Source organism: Corynebacterium poyangense (assembly GCF_014522205.1).
GTDB lineage: Bacteria > Actinomycetota > Actinomycetes > Mycobacteriales > Mycobacteriaceae > Corynebacterium > Corynebacterium poyangense.
Map to the genome: position 1 here is coordinate 756,024 of NZ_CP046884.1, position 16,263 is coordinate 772,286.

Below are 16,263 nucleotides of genomic sequence, written 5' to 3' on the forward strand. Positions count from 1 at the left end.
CGTGGGGGATTGTTACGCAGTAGGTAAATTCACGCCAGCGGCAACGGCGTCAATAATAAATTGCACCTTAGTTTCTAACTGGGCCTTCCCCACTTGATTAACCTCATCCGCATCGGGATGAGGATTCTTTTTGGCTAAGTCATAGCTATCCACGCTGCGCATATGAGTCGTGAATATATCAGTGGTGATGACCGTATCCCCGATGAGGTGAATAATAAAGTCCAGTGATTCTTCTTTACCCGGAAAACCGGTTTCCACAAGTTTGTCTTTAAGCTGGACAATGTAATGCTCTCCGTGAGCAGGCGCTCCAGGATGTTGAGCTAAGGCCAAACTTAAACCAGGGTATTGCTGCATGAGATCCCACAGCATCTCCGACATCCCCCAGATATAGGATTGCCACTCCGGCTCGCCCTTATGTTTTGTAACCGAAACAGGGGACGGTAGGAATTTTTGCTGGGAAATATGCCTTAAGCACAAGTCCACTAAATCTGCACGCGCATCGATGATTCGATACAGAGATGGGGTAGATACACCCAAATCGCGTGCTACCCCCGTCAAGGTGAACTTATCCAAACCGGCGTTTAAAGCGGACTCAATCAAATGTAGTTCATTAAATTGGGGCTTTGGGCCTCTTCTCCGTCCTTGATATGTGTTCATAGTCTAAACGTTACCGCCTTTCATCCCAGTAGGGGATTTTTTATGACTGACAAGGGCTATATTTGCGGACTTATGCAGTCTAGATTCGGGTTCAAAAGTGATGATAATTATGAAATTGAAACCCCTGTATGGGGGTAGTGAGAATGTGCTTTGTTGAAGTTCTAACAAAGTACTGAGTGATGCCTTAGATGTCGTGCCATCAATTAGCTGCAGAGATCCTCCATTTTGTTAAGTGAGGATTGCTTAACTAATGGAAGTTTGGTTATACTTAGCTTCCAAGCTTGATGGGCGGCATGTGGTGCCTTGTCCTCTTGCTGGCATCGAGCTTCGGTGGCAACGCAATTAATCCAGATGAAAAGGACGCCATGAATAAAAAGCGCCAATATCTTGCGGTACTATTCGCTTCTGTTGTTTTTACTCTTGGGGCTTGCTCCACGGGAGGAGAAGCGGGATCGGATCAATCCTCCGCCAGTTCAGCAGCTGAGGCTGCGCGCACAATCAGTATCGAAGACAACCACGGAACCCAAGAGGTTCCTGTGCCGCCGCAGCGGGTAGTAGTGACTGATAACCGCGCTTTTGAAATTCTGGACAATTGGGGAGTAAAGCTAGCAGCAGCCCCCAAAACCATTGTTCCTTTCACTGTTCCGGACTATAAGAACAACGATGATATCGTAGATATTGGCAGCCACCGAGAGCCTAATTTAGAGGCAATTGTGGCTGCACATCCGGATTTGATCATTAACGGGCAGCGTTTTTCCCGGCAGTATGATGCCATCAAGCAGCTCAACCCTGATGTGCCAATCGTCGAACTTGATCCTCGGGATGGTCAACCGCTAGATAGTGAGCTGAAGCGGCAAACTGCGGCGCTAGGGACGATCTTCGACAAAGAAGATGAAGCGCAGCAGCTTATTAAGGATTTCGATCAGGCAGTTGAGCGTGTGAAGAAGGCCTATGATCCAGCTAAGAAAGTCATGGCCATCAACGTGTCGGGAGGGGAAATCGGATATATCGCCCCCCATCAGGGACGAACCTATGGTGCGCTATTTGACCTCATTGGATTAACACCCGCTTTGGAGGTTGCTAACTCTTCAGACAATCACAAAGGTGATGACATTTCTGTTGAAGCTATCGCGCAATCCAATCCGGACATCATCTTGGTTATGGATAGGGATGCGGGAATCGGGCAGAAGGGGACCGAAGGGCATCCAGCCGCACAGCAGGTGGTTGAAGGAAATGATTTGTTGAGCAAGGTGAAAGCCGTGAGCAACAAAGCTGTTTACTATGCGCCGGATGATACCTACACCAATGAGAACATCATCACCTACACTGAGATTCTCAATGGGATGGCGGACCTTTTCGAAGCACAAAAATAAGTGCAGGTTATGACCTAGAAAACTCACCGGAGAGGCGCGATACACGCGCTACTCCGGTTTTGGCATTGCACATGATATTTATGGCTACACTCCTAAAAAATGCTCCGGTAGAACGCGACATAGATCGGGTTGCGACCCGCACACCATTATTCTCTTGGCCTCTCGTGCTGGGAATTGTTGGCGTCGTGACTCTCCTCGTGATTTCCCTCCTCAGCGGGGAATACGACATTTTTCATAACACCGATGGTTGGGACATGCTGCGTGACAGCCGAATACCCCGCACGATCGCACTAGTTCTTAGCGGTGCAGCTATGGCTATGTCGGGCTTAGTCATGCAATTGCTCACCCAAAATCGATTTGTCGAACCTACCACCACCGGCACCACCGAATGGGCCGGAATAGGTTTGCTCTTTGTCATGTTTTTCCTCCCCGGGGCCTCAATCCTCGGCAAAATGGTAGGAGCTGTAGTTTTTGCCTTCATCGGAACCATGGTGTTCTTTCTTTTCCTCAGGCAGGTGTCCCTCAAATCCTCTCTCATCGTGCCAATCATCGGCATTATGTTAGGAGCAGTAGTAAGCGCAATATCTACTTTCTTTGCTCTTAAAACGGACATGATGCAGAGCCTCGGAGTTTGGCTCCAAGGCAGTTTTACCTCTGTTTATAAGGGTCAGTATGAGGTTCTCTGGATAGTCCTCGGCGTTGTCGTCGTTGTTTTCCTAATAGCGGACCGCTTAACTGTAGCGGGATTAGGTCAAGACATTGCTACAAATGTTGGGCTCAATTACAACAAGATGGTTATTGTAGGGACAGGTCTAATAGCCATCGCTACCGGGGTAGTCACGGTCGTTGTCGGCAATCTTCCATTCCTGGGCTTAATAGTTCCCAATATTATCTCTATGTTTCGCGGCGATGATTTACGCTCTAATCTTCCCTGGGTTTGTTTATTAGGAATCGCCATCGTCACACTCTGTGATCTCTGTGCGCGCACCCTCATATCTCCCTTTGAGATTCCAGTATCAGTAGTCCTAGGAATTATTGGTGCGGTAGTGTTCATCTCCCTTATTATTCAGGGGCAGCGCCATGGTAAATAATGTTATTTCTCCGACGCTCTCGCCGTTGACCACAGGGTCTTTTAGAAACAGAACAGCCCGCCGTAAATACTGGATTCTCTTTCTCATATTCCTGGGCGCTTCACTGGTATTTAGCAGCGTCTTACTCACGTTCAACAACCCAGCTGAATTCGGAACTTCGAGTTTTTGGCTCATTGCACAGCGGCGACTCACCGCAGTCATCGCCATGGCAATCACAGCGGTATGTCAAGCAGTGGGCACCGTAGCCTTCCAAACTGTCACCAATAATCGGATTATCACACCCTCAATCATGGGGTTCGACGCCTTATATCGGGCTATTCACACCTCAACGGTTTTCTTTTTCGGGACCGCTGGCCTAGTGATCGCCGATAACATCCAAATGTTTGTTATTCAGCTCATCATCATGATTGGGTTTTCTCTACTCCTGTATGGGTGGTTATTAACCAGCAAAAACGCCAATTTGCACGCCATGCTGTTAATCGGCGTTGTCCTGGGTGGGGGACTGGGGTCAGTCTCAGCATTTATGCAGCGCTTATTAACGCCAACAGAATTTGATGTGTTGACCTCACGGTTATTCGGATCAGTCTCTAATGCAGACCCGCAATATTACCCAATTGCTATTCCACTAGTCCTAATAGTAGCGGTCTTCCTATTTATCGCCTCCCAAAATTTAAACATTATCGCCTTAGGACGAGACACCGCCTATACACTTGGAGTTAATCACCGTGCGATGTCCATCACGGTATTAATTAGTGTCTCAATATTGCTCGCGGTATCAACGGCATTGGTTGGGCCAATGGTCTTTCTGGGGTTTTTAGCTGCGACGCTGGCTTATCAATTCTGTGATACCTATGATCACCGATTTATCATCCCCATGGCGGCAATGATTGCGTTCGTTATTCTCAGTGGATCCTATTTTCTTATGAACTATGTTTTTTACGCCGAGGGGGTCGTATCGATCCTTATTGAGATGATCGGGGGATCTGTGTTCCTTATCGTGCTCTTGAGGAAAGGGAAGTTGTGATCAGCCTAAAAGACGTCAGGAAAAAGTACGGCGTAGATACGGAAATTGGGCCCCTTGATATCGAGATTCCTAGGGGTGGAATTACCGCGTTAATTGGACCCAATGGGGCTGGAAAATCAACCATGCTGACGATGGTGGGCCGGCTCTTGGAGCTCGATGGTGGAACGATATCCGTAGGTGGACATGACGTACAGCGAACAAAGTCGTCGGATCTGGCTAAGGTCGTGTCCATCCTCCGCCAAGAAAATCACTTCATTACTAAACTCACTGTTCGTCAACTCGTGGGATTCGGACGTTTCCCATATAGTCGCGGGCGACTAACCGCAGCAGATGAGGAAATAATTAGCCGATACATTTCTTTTTTGAACCTAGGCGAACTGCAGCACCGCTACCTCGATGAATTATCCGGGGGACAACGCCAACGAGCCTATGTAGCAATGGTGCTGAGCCAAGAGACGGATTACGTCTTGCTTGACGAACCCCTCAATAATCTTGATATTGCTCATTCAGTTCAGATGATGAAGCATCTCAAAACAGCGGCACAGGAATTTGGACGCACCATAGTTGTTGTCCTCCATGACATTAACTTCGCTGCCCGTTATGCCGATTATGTCTGCATGATGAAACAAGGAAAGGTGCAGCAATTCGGCTCAGTACCGGAGGTGATGTCCGATGAGATCTTGACCGAAGTCTTTGAAACCCCCATTACAGTTATCACTACCGATGATGGCTTAATGGCTTGCTATCACTAACCTAGCCCGGTTTTTTGTGGTGTGTGCTGGGGATTTGTGTGTTGTGTGGTGGGTGTGTAAGTTTAGTCGGGTCACCGCGTGGGGCTGTGTTGTGGTTTCGTGTGGGTGATGTGTGTTGTGTGAGAACTCAATAGTGTGCCAGTAGTATTTTTTTGTGATGGATTCACGCGTTATTGGTTGTGGCTTGTTGTGTGATGGGCCTCGTGGTGCTGTGGTGGGGTTGTGGCTATTCCTTGCTGTTGTGGTGTCACGGTGATCAATAATGTTTTTTTAATTTAGCTTTGGCTGTTGCTGGTGGTATGGTGTGTTGTCCTCGTCGGATGTGCTGTGTCATTGGTGATGGTTTTTTGTTTTTTTGGTTAGGTTTTGACTCTTTGTTGTGGAAGGGTTTTTTCCTTTTTTATGGAGAGTTTGATCCTGGCTCAGGACGAACGCTGGCGGCGTGCTTAACACATGCAAGTCGAACGGAAAGGCCTTGCTTGCAGGGTACTCGAGTGGCGAACGGGTGAGTAACACGTGGGTGATCTGCCTCATACTCTGGGATAAGCCTGGGAAACTGGGTCTAATACTGGATAGGACTGCATTGTAGGTGGTGTGGTGGAAAGTTTTTTCGGTATGAGATGAGCCCGCGGCCTATCAGCTTGTTGGTGGGGTAATGGCCTACCAAGGCGGCGACGGGTAGCCGGCCTGAGAGGGTGGACGGCCACATTGGGACTGAGATACGGCCCAGACTCCTACGGGAGGCAGCAGTGGGGAATATTGCACAATGGGCGCAAGCCTGATGCAGCGACGCCGCGTGAGGGATGACGGCCTTCGGGTTGTAAACCTCTTTCGCTAGGGACGAAGCTTTGGTGACGGTACCTAGATAAGAAGCACCGGCTAACTACGTGCCAGCAGCCGCGGTAATACGTAGGGTGCGAGCGTTGTCCGGAATTACTGGGCGTAAAGAGCTCGTAGGTGGTTTGTCGCGTCGTCTGTGAAATTCCGGGGCTTAACTTCGGGCGTGCAGGCGATACGGGCATAACTTGAGTGCTGTAGGGGAGACTGGAATTCCTGGTGTAGCGGTGAAATGCGCAGATATCAGGAGGAACACCGATGGCGAAGGCAGGTCTCTGGGCAGTAACTGACGCTGAGGAGCGAAAGCATGGGTAGCGAACAGGATTAGATACCCTGGTAGTCCATGCTGTAAACGGTGGGCGCTAGGTGTAGGGACTTTTTCACGGTTCCTGTGTCGTAGCTAACGCATTAAGCGCCCCGCCTGGGGAGTACGGCCGCAAGGCTAAAACTCAAAGGAATTGACGGGGGCCCGCACAAGCGGCGGAGCATGTGGATTAATTCGATGCAACGCGAAGAACCTTACCTGGGCTTGACATACACCAGATCGCTGCAGAGATGTAGTTTCCCTTGTGGTTGGTGTACAGGTGGTGCATGGTTGTCGTCAGCTCGTGTCGTGAGATGTTGGGTTAAGTCCCGCAACGAGCGCAACCCTTGTCTTATGTTGCCAGCACGTAGTGGTGGGGACTCATGAGAAACTGCCGGGGTTAACTCGGAGGAAGGTGGGGATGACGTCAAATCATCATGCCCCTTATGTCCAGGGCTTCACACATGCTACAATGGTCGGTACAGTAGGTTGCGATATCGTGAGGTGGAGCTAATCCTTGGAAAGCCGGTCGTAGTTCGGATTGGGGTCTGCAACTCGACCCCATGAAGTCGGAGTCGCTAGTAATCGCAGATCAGCAACGCTGCGGTGAATACGTTCCCGGGCCTTGTACACACCGCCCGTCACGTCATGAAAGTTGGTAACACCCGAAGCCAGTGGCCTAAACTCGTTAGGGAGCTGTCGAAGGTGGGATCGGCGATTGGGACGAAGTCGTAACAAGGTAGCCGTACCGGAAGGTGCGGCTGGATCACCTCCTTTCTAGGGAGTTTTGTTTTTTGTTTTTTTGGTTGTGAAACGTCATGCGTGGTCATGGTTGGTAGCGTGTGGGTTTGTTGTGGTGCTGCTGGTGGCTGTTGGGTGTCTGGGATGGCACAGTTAAGTGTTTTCCTTGTTGTCTGGCTGTGGTGTGCTGCTGCTTGTTTGTGGGTGGTGGTGTGCTGTGGTTGGTGTTGTGTGAGAACTGTATAGTGGACGCGAGCATCTTATTCTATTTTTCTGCAGCATGTTGTGTGTTGTGTAGGGCGTATAGTGGATGCCTGTGGTATATCGAGCCGATGAAGGACGTGAGAGGCTGCGTTAAGCCTCGGGGAGTTGTCAGCTAAGCGTTGATCCGAGGATGTCCGAATGGGGTAACCTGGCCATCGTTATGGGTGGTGACCACGTGGTGAATGTATAGCCATGGTGGGGGTAACGCGGGGAAGTGAAACATCTTAGTACCCGTAGGAAGAGAAAACAATTTGTGATTTCGTGAGTAGTGGCGAGCGAAAGCGGATGAGGCTAAACCTGGTGTGTGTGATACGTGGCAGTGGTTGCATGCTAGGGGTTGTGGGGTTTTTTGCGTAACAGTTCTGCCAGGCTGTTGATTGTTGTGGTTGCAAGAGCGGAAGTGGTGTGGGAGCACTCGTCGTAGAAGGTGATAGCCCTGTACGTGTACTTGTGATTGTGATGGTTTGTGAATTGTCCCCGAGTAGCAGCGGGCTCGTGGAATCTGCTGTGAATCTGCCGGGACCACTCGGTAAGCCTAAATACTTGATATGACCGATAGTGGATTAAGTACCGTGAGGGAATGGTGAAAAGTACCCCGGGAGGGGAGTGAAATAGTACCTGAAACTGTGCGCTAACAATCCGTCAGAGCCTCTGTGTGGGGTGATGGCGTGCCTTTTGAAGAATGAGCCTGCGAGTCAGCGGCATGTCGCTTGGGTTAACCTTTGGTGGGTAGCCGTAGCGAAAGCGAATCCTCATGGGGTGTGTGTGGCATGTCCTGGACCCGAAGCGGAGTGATCTACCCATGGCCAGTGTGAAGCAATTGTAAGAGGTTGTGGAGGCGCGAACCCACTTAGGTTGAAAACTGAGGGGATGAGTTGTGGGTAGGGGTGAAAGGCTAATCAAACTCCGTGATAGCTGGTTCTCCCCGAAATGCATTTAGGTGCAGCGTTGTGTGTGCTTGCTGGAGGTAGAGCTACTGGTTGGTTTAGCGGGACGATCATCTTAGCGATATCAGCCAAACTCCGAATGCCGGTAAGTGTGAGCATGGCAGTGAGACTGTGGGGGATAAGCTTCATAGTCGAGAGGGAAACAGCCCAGATCGCCGGCTAAGGCCCCTAAGGGTGTGCTAAGTGGAAAAGGATGTGGGATCGCGAAGACAGCCAGGAGGTTGGCTTAGAAGCAGCCATCCTTGAAAGAGTGCGTAATAGCTCACTGGTCGAGTGGTTCTGCGCCGACAATGTAGTGGGGCTTAAGTACACCGCCGAAGCCGCGGCAAGAACACATGTTTGTGTGTTGTTGGGTAGGGGAGCGTCGTGTATGTGGTGAAGTTGCCGGGTGACCGTGTGATGGAGTGTACGCGAGTGAGAATGCAGGCATGAGTAACGATTGATAAGTGAGAATCTTATCCGCCGTATGACTAAGGGTTCCTGGGTCAAGTTCGTCTTCCCAGGGTGAGTCGGGTCCTAAGGCGAGGCCGTCAGGCGTAGTCGATGGATAACGGGTTGATATTCCCGTACCTGTATGCATGCGACCATGATGAATCAGTGATACTAACTTTCGTGCTGTTGCATTATTGTGCTGCGCATCCTTTTGTGGGTGTGTGGTTGGTGTGATGGTGTTGGGAGGGCCTGATCTGGTAGTAGTCAAGTGATGGAGTGACGTAGTAGGGTAGCTAAGCCATCTGGTGGTTATGGTGGTGTAAGCGTGTGGCCTAAAGGCTAGGGAAATCCGGTCTTTGTTTGTAAAGGTGAGGCGTGATGCGTAGCCCTTTTTGTGGGTGATGTTAGTGATCCTGTGCTACCGAGAAAAGCTTCTAGCGATGTGTGTGTACGGCCCGTACCCGAAACCGACACAGGTAGTTGGGTAGAGCATACTAAGGCGTTCGGGTGAACTGTGGTTAAGGAACTCGGCAAAATGCCCCCGTAACTTCGGGAGAAGGGGGGCCGCTGGTGGTGCCCCATGTTGTCTGTGGTGGTGCTGTTGGTGGTCGCAGAGGATAGAGGGAAGCGACTGTTTATCAAAAACACAGGTCCGTGCGAAGACGGTTAAGTTGAGGTATACGGACTGACGCCTGCCCGGTGCTGGAAGGTTAAGAGGACCTGTTAAACCTGTTGTGGGTTGAAGCGGAGAATTTAAGCCCCAGTAAACGGCGGTGGTAACTATAACCATCCTAAGGTAGCGAAATTCCTTGTCGGGTAAGTTCCGACCTGCACGAATGGCGTAACGACTTCCCTGCTGTCTCAATCACAGGCCCGGTGAAATTGCAGTACGAGTAAAGATGCTCGTTACGCGCGGCAGGACGAAAAGACCCCGGGACCTTTACTATAGCTTGGTATTGGTGTTCGGTTCGGTTTGTGTAGGATAGGTGGGAGACTGTGAGGTTATCACGCTAGTGGTAGCGGAGTCGTTGGTGAAATACCACTCTGGCCGGATTGGATGTCTTAACCTTGGCCCATGATCTGGGTTGGGGACAGTGCCTGGTGGGTAGTTTAACTGGGGCGGTTGCCTCCTAAAAGGTAACGGAGGCGCCCAAAGGTTCCCTCAGCCTGGTTGGTAATCAGGTTTTAGAGTGTAAGTGCATAAGGGGGCTTGACTGTGAGACTGACAGGTCGAGCAGGAACGAAAGTTGGGACTAGTGATCCGGCATCTCATTGTGGTTTGGGTGTCGCTCAACGGATAAAAGGTACCCCGGGGATAACAGGCTGATCTTCCCCAAGAGTCCATATCGACGGGATGGTTTGGCACCTCGATGTCGGCTCGTCGCATCCTGGGGCTGGAGTAGGTCCCAAGGGTTGGGCTGTTCGCCCATTAAAGCGGCACGCGAGCTGGGTTCAGAACGTCGTGAGACAGTTCGGTCTCTATCCGCCGCGCGCGTGGAAACTTGATGAAAGGCTGTCCCTAGTACGAGAGGACCGGGACGGACGTACCTCTGGTGTGCCAGTTATTGTGCCTATGGTATGGCTGGTTAGCTACGTGCGGGAGGGATAACCGCTGAAAGCATCTAAGCGGGAAGCCTGTTTTAAGATAAGGTTTCTTTTGAGGTTCCCTAGAGATGATGGGGTTGATAGGCCGGGGTTGTAAGCCTTGTGAGGGGTTGAGATGACCGGTACTAATAGACCGATAACACACAAAAAATGAGTGTGTGTGGGATTGATAGTGTGTGTTTGCGTCTGCTGTATAGTGTCTGGCATGACACTGCCACCCCTTGGTGGGTGTGGTGGGTTGTGTTGGTGGGTGTGTTGGTGGTTGATGGTGGCAGGGTCACGCCCGGTCCCGTTCCGATCCCGGTAGCTAAGCCTGTTTACGCTGATGGTACTGCACTTGTGAGGGTGTGGGAGAGTAGGTTGCTGCCAACACGTGATAATTTGATTAATTCCCTGTGGGGTGGGGTGGTATGGTGTGATCCCGTACCACCCCACCCCACCTTTTTGTTATGCCCCTGCGGGGGGGTAGGGGTGGGGGAACACCGTAGGACGCACTCTCGTGCGTCGGGTAACTGAAGTGTATATCTGGGCGCTGTGAAGTGCCTCGGGTTTTGTTCCTAGGCTTGTGCCTTGATTTCTATTATTTCTTGGGAAGGGCTGCGGCTCCAAAACTCTGATTCAACATCCGCCGGCGCCCGGTAGCCCAGGCTCTGGTGGAGCCTTGACTCGTTCCACCAATTCACCCACTCAAACGTGGCAATCTCGACATCAACCACGTCGGTCCACAACCTGGTATGAATCAGCTCGTTTTTGTAGGAACCGTTGACGTTTTCAGCCAGTGCATTGTCATAAGAGTCACCAACAGTGCCGGTCGACGCGATAATTCCATGCTCAGTAAGATGCTCATTGTAGATAATGCTCACATATTGCGAGCCGTGATCCGAGTGGTGAACTAGACCGGTGGTCTTCTTGGCGCACACAATGGCTTGATTGAGTGCTTGCAACGGCAACGCTTCGGTGCGCATCGAGTCAGATAACGCCCAGCCGACGATCCTCCGGGAGAACACATCAGTCACGAAGGTGGCGTACACGAACCCTTTTCTGGTGCGCACATAGGTAATGTCTACCACCCATAGCCGATTGGGCCCACAGGCTCGAAACTCACGACCCACCAAGTCCGGGGCGAGTGTAGGGCCCCTTGGGCTTATGTGTCGTCACGGGAGACCGGCTTTTACCTTTGCCAGACACGCCTGCAAGGCGCATCAGACGCGCGGTCTGTTCACGTTCCAATGTCGATTCCTTCACGGCGCAGCGCGTGCCACATTTTGCGAATCCCGTAGACACCGTAGTTTTGTTTATGAACTTCGGTACTGCGCTCTACTAGTGCGGCGTCGCGAAGGCTACGGACACTTAATCCCCGAGCCTTAGATTGGTGGTACCCACGAGAGGTAAGGAAACCGCCAACACGGTGTGTGTTTAACGTCGTGCAGATGAACGCGACGGTGAAATGATTCCGGTGTTTATCGATGAACTGGATCATTTCCGACGTTTTGGGTCGAGTTCCGATGCGAAAAAAGCCGACGCGGCCTTTAACAGCTCGTTGGTGTCGCGAAGTTCTTGATTCTCACGCCGAAGCTTGGCTACCTCTGCCACGAGGTCTCCGGGCAACGGCTCGGCAATACGACCGTCGCGGCGAGCAGCTTGTGTCCACTGCCGGGCTGTATGCCATGAGACGCCTAGCTTCGGCGCCGCTGCCTGGCACGCGGCCTGCATCGACATATTCTCTGCCAGGATGCGATCCTCCACCAAGTGAACGACGCGGTCCTTCGCATCCTGATCAAATTTTCTTGGCATGTTCCAGATTTTCCCATCTACTCAGACGGAACAAAACCTGGGACACTTCACTGGCGGGGAAAATGTCGTCGGCTTGTACTCCCGGCGACAGTATTTAATTAACGGCCTTCTACACGATTCTTTTTCGCCCATTGAAGGATACGATTGCCTGCTTCATGAAGCACGTGATCCTGTTTGCAAAAGGCAAATCGCACTTTGGTTTTCCAGTTTTCGGGGTGATCACTAAATACTTGAATCGGGATAGCGGCTACTCCGCATTCCTCAATGAGTCGGAAACAGAATTCCACTCCATCATCACATCCGAGCGGTGATATATCGACAACAATAAAGTAGGTGCCTTCTGTGTGAGCGACGTGAAAACCTGCTTCATTGAGAACTGATGACAAGTATTCGCGCTTTTGAGCTAACTCGGACACCATGTTAGTGAGCCACTCGTTTTCGTTATTAAGTGCGTATGCCACCGCTGGTTGAAGTGGGGTAGCACCCACGTAGGAAAGGAATTGCTTTGCCTTAATAACACCGTCTAGGAGTGGTTGAGGTGCTAGAGCCCAACCAGTTTTCCAGCCTGTGACGTTATAAGATTTTGCCGCTGACGACACGGTGATGGTTCGCTCAAACATACCCGGCATAGAGGCAATGGGAATATGTTTTAAGGAATCAAAGAGTAAATTTTCATAGACTTCATCGGATAGCACTAAGAGATCGTGGCGGATACAGATTTCTGCGAATTTCTTCAGAGTATCGGCTGAAAAAACAGAACCTGTGGGGTTATGGGGGGAGTTGAGGATAACTAGTGACGTATGGTCGCTGATGGCGTCTTCGAAAGCTGCGACGTCTAAATCCCAGCTGTTATTTTCAGCTTTGAGCGGAACCGATACTCGTTTAGCATCAGCAAGCGCGATGGCAGCAGCATAGGCATCATAATAAGGCTCGAAAACGATGACCTCGCCTCCTGGTTCTACCAGGCCGAGGATAGTGGCAGCGATAGCTTCGGTAGCGCCAACGGTGACAAGAATATCTGTCTCAGGTTGATAATTTATCTCGTAATCGCGTGATCTTTGTTGGGAAATAGCTTGACGTAAAGCAAGTAATCCCCGCCCGTTACCATATTGGTTATCGCCATGAAGGATGGCTTCTGAGGCTTGTGAGAGCATTGCCTCGGGCCCATTAGTATCTGGAAATCCTTGGCCCAGATTAATAGCGTCGTGGTCTATTGCCTTCTGGGTCATGGTGGCGAAAACAGTTTCTTGGAATGGTCGTAATCTTTGTACTACTCGGTTCATAGCGTATAGACTACGTGATCCATATTCGCAACCTCATGAGAGGATCAATAAATTCCTTTTAGTCTGTTGGACGTCGGGCAATTTGTCTTTGTTCTTTTCCAATCTAGCCCACATATCCTGCGGAATCGCGTCGATGGCGCGATGGATGATGTCCTTGTCCATGGTGCCCCATGCAATAGGCATGGGAGTTATTTCATCCCAATGGTCTTGATGAGTTAAGGTTCGTCGGCCTGAAACAGCTGCGGTGGGGACACGTGTTCCGAAGATTCGGTCATGAGGTTCGATATTCGAGCATGTCCTTAATGCTAAACCCCAGCGCGGTGGCTTCGACGGGTCAACGTTAGTGTTTACCAATGCCAAAAGGACGACGTCACGTGGGTTAACTTCTGCCACAATGGCTGGCGCTAGGGGATAGGTGTCGTAGAGATGCTGAGCTGATCCTACCTGCGAGGGGATAGTGATAGCCACGATGATAAAAATAACAGCGAGAATTCCGAAAATTCCCAGAACGATCCAGCTCATGAGGGTCCACGACAGATACCATGCCACCGCGGTGCCCACAACCACGAGGAGGAGCGCTAAAAAAAGAGCAGAGAGCTGGAGCCGGCGTGTATCGCGTAGCAGTTCATTATGCTTCCTGGCATATTTTTCATTAACTGGGAATGAGAAGACCTTCATCGGGCTAATCTTTCTGTCGCTAAGCTTTAACTGCGTCGGACGCTATCCGATGCGGCGTGGCACTGAATTAGTATGCCAGTTCCGCTTCTCAGGGGTGAGCAGGTGTCAAACAATAGTTAGAAAATATCCCCCATCCAGGCGCGGATTTGCTTGTGGAGTTACATTTTGGCGTCGATTTTGACAGAATATAAATATGGCAAACATGGAGAAGAAAAAATACGTCGATCCGGGCTGGCCGCAACACATTCCCGGTGATGGGCACGCCGTTACAGAAATGATTTCTAAACTCGCCGGTGCTTCTAGCCCTTATGGGGATGATTTAGAGTTTCCGGTTCCTGCGGAGGAACTGCCGTATGTTCATCCCTATACCCGGATAAATCGTTAACAGAATCCTGACCAAAAAGAAATCCCTCCCCGAGGAAGCCGATGACTTCTAGGGAGGGATAATGTGTTGATTCTGGAGATCTTTGTCTCAGAGCCTTAGCGAGCTTGTGCTACGAGAGCGTCCACCTCAGCTTTGTGTTGGCTGTAGAACGCATCGAAGTGACCACGGTTAGCTTGGTACAAGGCATCGACGTCAGCAGGAACCGCAACGCCGCGTGCAGCTAAAGCTTCGCGGATTTGCTGGTAGGCAGAGTCAACGTTGGCGACGCCGGTAGCGACATCAGTGGTTTCTGCTGCTGCAGCATAGGGTGCAGCAGCCGGGGCTGCAGGGGCCGAACGGTCAGTGGGGGCCGAGTTCAGCCCGAGGGAAGCGGAGCATGCTGGCCATGCGCCCCAGCCCTGGGAAGCTAAAACCCGCTCAGCAACGACGATCTGCTGTTCACGAGTAGCCTGGTGAGCTTGTGGAGCGAATTCGCCACCACCATGAGCAGTCCAAGTAGACGGGGAGAACTGCAGGCCACCGGAATAACCATTACCGGTGTTGATGTGCCAATTTCCACCGGATTCGCACTGGGCTAAACGATCCCAGTCAGAATCTGGAGCCGCAGAAGCGGTCGGGGAAAATAGGACAGCCGCGGTGCCAAGGGCAGCCGTGGAAGCGGCGATCTTGACGAAGCTCTTGGACTTACGTGCGTGTCGGGCCATGTCTTTCAGGGATCCTCTCTGCGTGTAACCAACTGAGGATGAAATCACCACGTCAGTTGTGCCACGATGTTCGGCTCTTCTGTTCGGAATAGTCTTAACGCACCGTAATCTCAATCCGAGTCAGCAGCATCAACGCGCGACGCCACTTCGACGGTGCATGTCGGATAGAATAACTGTTGATAACGTTTATGTCACGTTCTGAGCGCGCATTGATGAAGAAAATTTTTAAAAAAATCAAAATCCCAGGTCATGGCGTTAAATTGTCGGTGTGAAATTTATCTCGGCGAAATCTAGTAACGCTGTTTTTCGGGTGTATAATCAAACATTCTGTTCTGTTTTAGTTGGAAGGCGGTGGCAACGGTGCCAGTCGGCAAAGTGAAGTGGTACGACCCCGAACGCGGTTTCGGGTTTGTTTCCCATCCCGGACATGAGGATGTCTTTGTCGCCCAGCAGGTTCTTCCCCAGGGAGTTAAGGAACTCCATGCTGGAGACCGAATTGAATTCGATTTTGCAGAAGGACGCCCAAGTCCTAAAGCATTACGGGTGGTGCTTTTAGAATCGGCTCGATCTCGTCGAAACAAAAAACGCCAGCATACTCCGGAAGAGTTGAATAGCATGATTGCGGATGTGATGACTCTGCTTGAGGGTATTCAGCCTGATTTACAGCGCGGTCATTACCCTGAGGGGAAAGAAGGCCACCAAATAGCGGGCATTTTGCGGGCAGTCGCACGGGAGTTAGATTCCTAACCCAAGATGCGGGGGGGGCTGCCGTAGATGGCCTTAGTTAGTGTTGAGCGCGGGGAATAGCGGCACAGGGAGTGAACAGGGAATTATTTGCCCAATGCGTCCGCTCCGCGGGCGTTTAATGACCACACCGTTTGGTACACCGTTTCTTCACCTTGGTCATTGTGGCCAATCATCATCGAGGTAATTTCGACGACTACTAAGCGAGGACGCTCCCCTCCCTTTTCCAACGGATCTTTAGATCCCTGGAGAGCGAGGGAGGTTGTGTCATAGGGGCCATGGTTGCTTTGGTCATTTGCGGCTGGATTGTCATAAATGGTGACTACGGACCAGTCGTGGTTATAAATGGCGCGAGGAATTTCGAGGGTCAGCTCCTCGTCGGGCCCTACTTCCAGGCTCGGAATATCACCTTCGGGGCAAGGGACCCCGGCTTCGCAAATTTGGTAGGGCGAAATCTCGATGCTTCGATCCCCAACCGTGGCGTTAATAGAGACGTCACGTGGTTCTGGATCTGGACGATTATTCCACCAGTTCTGAGCAACAATGACCGCCACAATCACAATCACTGCGGCTACCACTAAAGCCAGAACTTGGATGAGAGATTTCTTCTTTGCTTGCCGAGATCGGGCCATACCGTGAAAGTTTAGT

At 51.0% G+C, this 16,263-nt stretch carries 13 protein-coding genes, 3 rRNA genes and 1 pseudogene; 9 read left to right on the top strand and 8 right to left on the bottom strand.

The annotated features are described in order from the left end of the window. Positions 1–12: 12 nt before the first annotated feature. The gene (locus tag GP475_RS03565; RefSeq protein WP_223144677.1) at positions 13–657 is read right to left on the bottom strand and encodes a TetR/AcrR family transcriptional regulator; all 645 of its coding nucleotides are present in this window, start codon (positions 655–657) and stop codon (positions 13–15) included. Positions 658–1,022: 365 nt separating this feature from the next. Here GP475_RS03565 and GP475_RS03570 point away from each other — a divergent pair, with 365 nt between their 5' ends. The 7 genes from GP475_RS03570 to rrf all read left to right on the top strand — a co-directional run bounded on the left by GP475_RS03570 (position 1,023) and on the right by rrf (position 10,399). Further along, positions 1,023–2,030, top strand: a complete 1,008-nt coding sequence (locus tag GP475_RS03570) for a siderophore ABC transporter substrate-binding protein (protein WP_187975764.1) — start codon at positions 1,023–1,025, stop codon at positions 2,028–2,030. Between the two features lie 80 nt (positions 2,031–2,110). After that, positions 2,111–3,121 carry an ABC transporter permease gene (locus GP475_RS03575; protein WP_187975287.1) on the top strand — a complete coding sequence of 337 codons (1,011 nt, stop codon included), beginning with the start codon at positions 2,111–2,113 and terminating at the stop codon, positions 3,119–3,121. Next, the gene (locus GP475_RS03580; RefSeq protein WP_187975288.1) at positions 3,111–4,145 is read left to right on the top strand and encodes an iron chelate uptake ABC transporter family permease subunit; all 1,035 of its coding nucleotides are present in this window, start codon (positions 3,111–3,113) and stop codon (positions 4,143–4,145) included. Before GP475_RS03575 ends, GP475_RS03580 begins: the two co-directional genes overlap by 11 nt. After that, entirely contained in the window at positions 4,142–4,897 is a 756-nt protein-coding gene (locus GP475_RS03585) for an iron ABC transporter ATP-binding protein (RefSeq protein ID WP_187975289.1), read from the top strand. The genes GP475_RS03580 and GP475_RS03585 overlap by 4 nt, the downstream gene beginning before the upstream one ends. Positions 4,898–5,296: 399 nt before the next feature. Then, positions 5,297–6,815 (top strand): 16S ribosomal RNA (locus GP475_RS03590). 247 nt (positions 6,816–7,062) lie between these two features. Beyond that, positions 7,063–10,176 (top strand): 23S ribosomal RNA (locus GP475_RS03595). A 105-nt stretch (positions 10,177–10,281) separates the two neighbouring features. Then, positions 10,282–10,399 (top strand): 5S ribosomal RNA (gene rrf, locus GP475_RS03600). The 16S, 23S and 5S rRNA genes sit together here, the layout of an rRNA operon. A gap of 185 nt (positions 10,400–10,584) precedes the next feature. On the opposite strand, the gene GP475_RS12590 is transcribed toward rrf, so the two are convergent. The 5 genes and pseudogenes from GP475_RS12590 to GP475_RS03615 form a co-directional block, all read right to left on the bottom strand. After that, a complete protein-coding gene (locus GP475_RS12590; RefSeq protein ID WP_316932482.1) occupies positions 10,585–11,139 on the bottom strand; it encodes an IS3 family transposase in 555 nt (184 codons plus the stop codon). Positions 11,140–11,246: 107 nt separating this feature from the next. Continuing rightward, a complete protein-coding gene (locus GP475_RS12595) occupies positions 11,247–11,507 on the bottom strand; it encodes an IS3 family transposase (RefSeq protein ID WP_316932483.1) in 261 nt (86 codons plus the stop codon). After that, positions 11,504–11,867, bottom strand: a pseudogene (locus GP475_RS12640) (transposase). The gene GP475_RS12595 and the pseudogene GP475_RS12640 overlap by 4 nt, the downstream one beginning before the upstream one ends. 52 nt (positions 11,868–11,919) lie before the next feature. Continuing rightward, positions 11,920–13,104, bottom strand: coding sequence for a pyridoxal phosphate-dependent aminotransferase (locus GP475_RS03610; RefSeq protein WP_187975290.1), 1,185 nt, complete (start codon positions 13,102–13,104; stop codon positions 11,920–11,922). A gap of 33 nt (positions 13,105–13,137) precedes the next feature. Next, positions 13,138–13,782, bottom strand: a complete 645-nt coding sequence (locus tag GP475_RS03615; protein WP_187975291.1) for a DUF3239 domain-containing protein — start codon at positions 13,780–13,782, stop codon at positions 13,138–13,140. A gap of 193 nt (positions 13,783–13,975) precedes the next feature. Here GP475_RS03615 and GP475_RS03620 point away from each other — a divergent pair, with 193 nt between their 5' ends. Further along, complete coding sequence (locus GP475_RS03620) at positions 13,976–14,167, top strand: hypothetical protein (RefSeq protein WP_187975292.1); 192 nt, start codon at positions 13,976–13,978, stop codon at positions 14,165–14,167. 95 nt (positions 14,168–14,262) lie between these two features. Here GP475_RS03620 and GP475_RS03625 read toward each other — a convergent pair whose 3' ends face one another. Further along, positions 14,263–14,871, bottom strand: a complete 609-nt coding sequence (locus GP475_RS03625; RefSeq protein WP_187975293.1) for a resuscitation-promoting factor Rpf1 domain-containing protein — start codon at positions 14,869–14,871, stop codon at positions 14,263–14,265. Between the two features lie 360 nt (positions 14,872–15,231). On the opposite strand from GP475_RS03625, the gene GP475_RS03630 reads away from it, so the two are divergent. Continuing rightward, complete coding sequence (locus tag GP475_RS03630; RefSeq protein ID WP_187975294.1) at positions 15,232–15,618, top strand: cold-shock protein; 387 nt, start codon at positions 15,232–15,234, stop codon at positions 15,616–15,618. An 83-nt stretch (positions 15,619–15,701) separates the two neighbouring features. On the opposite strand, the gene GP475_RS03635 is transcribed toward GP475_RS03630, so the two are convergent. Next, positions 15,702–16,247, bottom strand: a complete 546-nt coding sequence (locus GP475_RS03635) for a DUF2771 domain-containing protein (RefSeq protein ID WP_187975295.1) — start codon at positions 16,245–16,247, stop codon at positions 15,702–15,704. Between the last annotated feature and the right edge of the window lie 16 nt (positions 16,248–16,263).